A 5,850-nucleotide genomic window follows, 5' to 3' on the forward strand; every position below is an offset into this window, starting at 1 on the left:
CCCTAATGATGACAAGAACGTTATCATGGAGGTCCGTGGAGCAGCAGGCGGTGACGAAGCAGCTCTGTTTGCGGGCGATCTTTACCGTATGTACAGCCGTTTTGCGGAAGCTCAAGGCTGGAAGACGGAAGTCATGGAAGCGAACTCTACTGGTGTCGGCGGTTATAAAGAGATCATCTTTATGATCAACGGTAATGGTGCGTATTCCAAGATGAAGTATGAAAATGGGGCCCACCGTGTTCAGCGTGTCCCTGAGACTGAATCCGGCGGACGTATCCATACGTCTACGGCAACGGTAGCATGCCTGCCGGAAGCGGAAGAAGTTGAGATCGATATTCATGAAAAAGATATCCGTGTCGATACATTCGCATCCAGCGGACCGGGTGGACAGAGTGTTAACACGACTATGTCAGCTGTCCGTTTGACTCACTTACCTACGGGTGTTGTGGTTTCATGCCAGGATGAAAAATCACAGATTAAGAATAAAGAAAAAGCGATGAAAGTACTTCGTGCCCGTGTCTATGACAAGTTCCAGAGAGAAGTACAGGCAGAATACGATGCAAACCGTAAATCTGCTGTCGGTACTGGTGACCGCTCCGAACGTATCCGTACGTACAATTTCCCGCAAAACCGCGTAACGGATCACCGCATTGGTTTGACGATTCAAAAACTTGACCAGATCTTAGAAGGTAAAATGGATGAAGTCATCGACGCACTTATCCTCGAAGACCAATCTAAACTGCTCGAGAGACTGGAAGAATAATGAGTAAGTGCAATACAGTGTTTGAAGCCCTCAAATGGGCTTCTTCTTTTTTGAGAGAAAATAAGCGGGATGAAAATGCGGGAGAACTATTGATGAAACATCTGCTGGAGATGGACAGGTCGCAGTTGCTGGCGAATCAGCGGTTGGTTCTGGAGGATAAGGTGAAACTGGAGTTTGCCCGGGGCATCACTGCCCATATCCAGGGAACGCCGATCCAGCATATTATCGGTTTTGAAGAATTTTATGGCCGTAAATTTTCGGTGAACGAACATGTGCTGATTCCGCGTCCGGAAACAGAGGAATTGGTTTATTATACTCTGGAAAAAATCCGTAAGCATTTTAGTGCTGATGGTGAATTGCGGTTTGCCGATATAGGAACAGGAAGCGGTGCGATTGCCGTAACAATGAAGTTGGAAAAGCCGGAATTGTTTGTAATGGCGGTGGATATTTCAGCGAATGCTTTACATGTTGCCCGGAAAAATGCGGACAATCTGGGTGTCTCGGTGGAATTTTTAGAAGGAGACTTATTGGAGCCATTGATTTCGCGCGATGAAAAGCTCGATGTGCTGGTTTCCAATCCTCCCTACATTCCTTTAGGTGAATTGGACTCATTATCTGAAGTCGTCAAAGATCATGAACCGCACTCGGCGCTTTTTGGCGGCGAAAGCGGGCTGGAGTTCTACCAGCGATTTATGGAAGAATTGCCGCTTGTCATGAAAGACAGATGCCTGATTGGATTCGAAATTGGGGCAGGACAGGGAGAAGCGGTCGCCGGCATGCTTCGCGGCGCCTTTCCGGAAGCGCACACCGAAATCATACACGACATCAATGGCAAAGACCGGATGGTGTTCTGCACGAGAGGACTTTAATACACTAAAGCACTAAGAGGGACAGTCCCTCTTAGTGTGGTAACGCTGTGACGCGTTAGCTTGCGATAGGGGACTGTCCCCTTTAACGCAGCAGAGCGAAGTTATGATTCTAGTATTTTGGCATTTTGATATTTATTTGATTTTGCTAGTTTAAGAATTCTCATTTCTGTCCACACTGTTTTACTGAAGGGACGGTGGAGGAAATGAAATCAACTAAATTAGCATGGATGTACATTATTACTCTAAGTATTGGAACAATCTTGAGTTTATATATACCGAAACAGGAATCGATCTCGGCACAGCAGGAAATCCAGGTCATTCCAAATGAGGCGATTCGATTGAGGATCCTCGCAGACAGTGACAAAGATGAAGATCAGGCGGTCAAGCGTTTGATCCGTGACAGAGTTAATGAAGAGATTACCGTATGGGTTGAGAGCCTGACTTCACTGGATGAAGCAAGGGCCACCATTAAAGCGGGATTGCCGGAACTACAAGAGATCGCAGAAACAGCTATGGAAGAGGAAGGTTTGTCCCAATCGGTCAATGTTGAATTCGGCACAGTCGATTTCCCGACAAAGCTTTATGGGCAGTTTTTATATCCTGCAGGAGAATACGAGGCCATTCTGATTACTTTAGGCAGTGGAAAAGGAGCTAATTGGTGGTGTGTCCTGTATCCGCCCCTGTGCTTTCTTGATTTTACAAGTGGAACGGCTGTAAGAAGTCCTGGATTCGAATCAACGGCAGCAGCGAGTGGGATAGATGTAGAGGCTGGGGAATCTGAAGCGGCAGATGAGGAAGTCAATCCAGCGGTAGAAGGTCAAGAGACAAATGAAACGGTAACAGCCGGAACTCCGGTTAAAACCAAAGAGGCTGCTGAAAAAGCAAGCAGTGGACAAGTTGTGGATAAAAAAGAAACGGCAGCAGCTGATCCGCTTTTTGTAAAAGAAGAAGAAAGTGAAGTAGAGGTCAGATTCTTCGTAGTAGATTTCCTGAAAGGCCTGATGGATTAAAATTTTTGAAAAGGGTATCCAGCCGCTGGAACATCAGGGGTAGGATACTCTTTTATCTATCAAGGCTGCTTTGAGAGATTCTTTTCAGCAAAAGAATCTCTTTTTAGTTCTATTCACTCTCTCAATACATATCTATTAAACATAAAGAAAAAGTAGAGAGAGGTGCAGTGAATGTTGAAAACAATCAGGAGAGCTGTGGAAAAAGACTGTCAAAGCGTTAAGGATTTTTTGGAACGGGCAGGGATAAGTTCGCAGGGAGTGGAGGAAACTGTTGATAATTTTTTAATTGTTGAAAAAGAAAATGGCGAGTTTGAAGGGACGTTTGGTCTGGAAATTCAGGGTCACTCGGGTCTTCTAAGGTCACTCGTAGTCAAACCGACAATGGGCGGAGAAGATTTATTTGCGCTTTTTCAAGAAATTCTTCAACTAGGAAAGGAAAAACAGTTAACCGTTCTCTATCTGATTTCCAACAAACAAGCTTCCGTTCAGTTTTTCCACTTACTCGATCAGACAAGTGGATAAGTCCCTGTGTCCCGAAGAACTGAATCACTTTACTCACGCAAGAGCATTATCCACAGTGGATAACCATACCATTATGAAGTTTGAATTCTGATAGTTTAGCCAATTAACGCTGTAAAGCAATGAAAGGGACTGTCCCTTTCATTGCTTTAATGTGATAAAGTAAACTATCTAAGATGTGCACAAAGTTATGCACAATTTCGGAAGAGTTATTCACAATTTGTGGATAAGGTTTGAATAACTTCCTCAATTCTTATATACTTGCAAAAGTAGAAATGATATAGGATAGTTAAAATTCAGCGGGAAACGAGCTTTCTCGACATAAATCTTGTTTGTGAATATAAAGGTGGATCACTATGAAAATGAATTACTGGATTGTGGAGAACGATGTGGATACCAATAAAAGTTGTCCACAGATTGTGGAAGCTTCTCAGTTTTTAAAGGATAACGAAGTGGTTGCATTTCCAACAGAGACGGTTTACGGTCTTGGGGCCAATGCCAAATCGGATGAGGCAGTGGATAAAATTTTCGCCGCCAAAGGCAGACCTAGCGATAATCCCCTGATTGTCCACATTTCCAACAGTGAGCAATTAAATGAACTGGTGGAGGAAATACCCGAAGCTGCTCAAATCATGATGGAACATTTTTGGCCGGGTCCGTTAACGATTATTTTTAAGAAAAAAGAGGGCGTTCTATCTGAAAAAGTGACGGCAGGATTGGATTCGGTCGGTATCAGGATGCCTGATCACCCAGTGGCACTGGCGTTGATAGAGGCCGCAAACCTTCCAATTGCCGCTCCAAGTGCGAACGTATCGGGAAGACCGAGCCCGACTACAGCTCACCATGTGACACAGGATTTGGACGGAAGAATCAGCGGTGTCATCAATGGAGGGGAAACTGGAGTCGGCGTGGAATCGACGGTGGTCGACTGTACCTCTGAAATCCCTGTAATCTTGAGACCGGGGGGCGTTACCAAGGAGCAGCTGGAAGAGGCGGCTGGTCCTGTATTGGTGGATCCCTCATTGGCAAAGGGAGAAGGTGCTCCGAAATCCCCGGGAATGAAATATACCCACTATGCCCCGGATGCTCCGTTAATTTTACTTGATGGCAAAAGAGAATGGATTCAATCACTGGTTGAAGAAAAAAGACAGGCGGGCATGAAAGTCGGGATTCTGACGACGGAAGAAAACGCACGCTTTTACCAAGCGGATAAAATTCTTGTCAGCGGCAGCCGGTTGGACCTCAGCACTGTCGCTCATTCCCTGTACGATGTTTTGCGCTCTTTTAATGAGAGTGATGTGGATATCATTTTTTCCGAAACATTTCCGCAGGAAGGCGTGGGAATGGCCATCATGAACAGGTTGCAGAAAGCGGCTGGATACAACTTGATAAAAGAAAAGTAGGGTGAGCGGCAGTCGATCTGCTGCTCTTTTTTATTTTTATGAAATAAATTCCTCCCAGCGTGCATAGAGTGTGATGTAGGCACGTCCAAAGGAGGAAATAGAAATGACGACCGTTATAGCTGAGTTGTTCACGTTAATGTTGATGGCATTTGCCCTCGGGATGGATGCCTTTTCGATAGGTATTGGTATGGGAATGGTACAGCTTCGATTAAGACAAATTTTTTACATAGGCTTGACGGTTGGGCTTTTTCATGTCTGGATGCCGCTGATGGGAATGATGACCGGGAAATTCCTTTCGGAAAAATTCGGTTCGTTCGCAGCGTATGCGGGGGGAGTCCTTCTGATCGTACTTGGGATCCAAATGGTGCTGGCCAGCTTTAAAGAGGATGAGAATTCTGTTATGACACCGGTCGGTTTCGGCCTTTTACTGTTTGCTTTAAGTGTAAGTTTAGATAGTTTTTCAGTCGGTTTGACCTTGGGTATTTTCGGTGCAAGAACAGCGGTTGCTGTCATCTGCTTCGGAGTCGCTGCGACCCTTTTGACATGGTGTGGATTGCTTGTCGGCCGCCGGGTCCAAGGCTGGCTCGGTTCTTACAGCGAAGCGCTTGGAGGCTGCATCCTCTTCGCCTTCGGAATCAAACTGCTGCTGCCGTTTTAAACGGGTTGCTTTAGTACGTTAACGTACGAAAAGGGACAGTCCCTCTTCGCGCGTTAAAGCGTTAATATGCTAAGAGGGACTGTCCCTTTCAGTGCTTTACAGTGCTGAAGGTTTTTTTTGTTTTGTATCCTATTTTTAAGGGTCCCGGGCTATAGAGTGGCCGAGTTATGGATTATAATAAGGGTAAGGAGATGGTTGTATGAATATCTTATTTGTTTGTACGGGAAATACCTGCCGAAGCCCCATGGCGGAAGCGCTTCTGAGGCATAAAGGAAAAGAGGAGTTCAACGTCAAATCGGCCGGTGTTTTTGCAGCTGAGGGACAAAAGGCTTCCTTTCAGACTCAAGAAGTTTTAAAAGAGAACAAGATAACCCATGAGCATATATCCAGTTTACTGAACCATGAAGACATTCGGTGGGCAGACTATATTTTTACCATGACGGAAGGCCACAAACAAACGATTGTTGCTATGCACCCTCAGGCAGCGGACAAAACCTTCACCTTAAAAGAGTTTATCAATGAAGGTGAACTTGACCGTGATGTTTCCGATCCTTTTGGAGGCAGCCTGGAGATCTATCGCGAAACGTATAAAGAGCTGGATGGCTTGATTGACAGCTTAACAAAAAAG

General features: G+C 45.3%; 7 protein-coding genes. All 7 read left to right on the forward strand.

Annotated elements, in window-relative coordinates; translation table 11 throughout:
* Positions 1–763, forward strand: a 763-nt coding sequence (gene prfA / locus BSG1_RS18640; RefSeq protein ID WP_006838786.1) for a peptide chain release factor 1, incomplete at its 5' end; no start/stop codon positions are given.
* Positions 763–1,632 carry a peptide chain release factor N(5)-glutamine methyltransferase gene (gene prmC / locus BSG1_RS18645; RefSeq protein WP_006838787.1) on the forward strand — a complete coding sequence of 290 codons (870 nt, stop codon included), beginning with the start codon at positions 763–765 and terminating at the stop codon, positions 1,630–1,632. The genes prfA and prmC, both read left to right, overlap by 1 nt.
* A gap of 203 nt (positions 1,633–1,835) precedes the next feature.
* On the forward strand, positions 1,836–2,642 hold the full coding sequence (gene spoIIR / locus BSG1_RS18650) for a stage II sporulation protein R (protein ID WP_044023176.1): 807 nt from the start codon (positions 1,836–1,838) through the stop codon (positions 2,640–2,642).
* A 171-nt stretch (positions 2,643–2,813) separates the two neighbouring features.
* Entirely contained in the window at positions 2,814–3,164 is a 351-nt protein-coding gene (locus BSG1_RS18655; RefSeq protein WP_006838789.1) for a hypothetical protein, read from the forward strand.
* Positions 3,165–3,517: 353 nt separating this feature from the next.
* Positions 3,518–4,564 carry an L-threonylcarbamoyladenylate synthase gene (locus BSG1_RS18660; protein ID WP_006838790.1) on the forward strand — a complete coding sequence of 349 codons (1,047 nt, stop codon included), beginning with the start codon at positions 3,518–3,520 and terminating at the stop codon, positions 4,562–4,564.
* Between the two features lie 103 nt (positions 4,565–4,667).
* Positions 4,668–5,222 (forward strand): manganese efflux pump MntP, encoded by a 555-nt coding sequence (locus BSG1_RS18665; protein WP_044023177.1) that lies wholly within the window; start codon positions 4,668–4,670, stop codon positions 5,220–5,222.
* A 199-nt stretch (positions 5,223–5,421) separates the two neighbouring features.
* Positions 5,422–5,850: low molecular weight protein arginine phosphatase (locus BSG1_RS18670; protein WP_044023178.1), on the forward strand; the 429-nt coding region annotated here is incomplete at its 3' end.

The sequence above is a fragment of the Bacillus sp. SG-1 genome (assembly GCF_000181495.1).
Lineage (GTDB): Bacteria > Bacillota > Bacilli > Bacillales > Bacillaceae_B > Rossellomorea.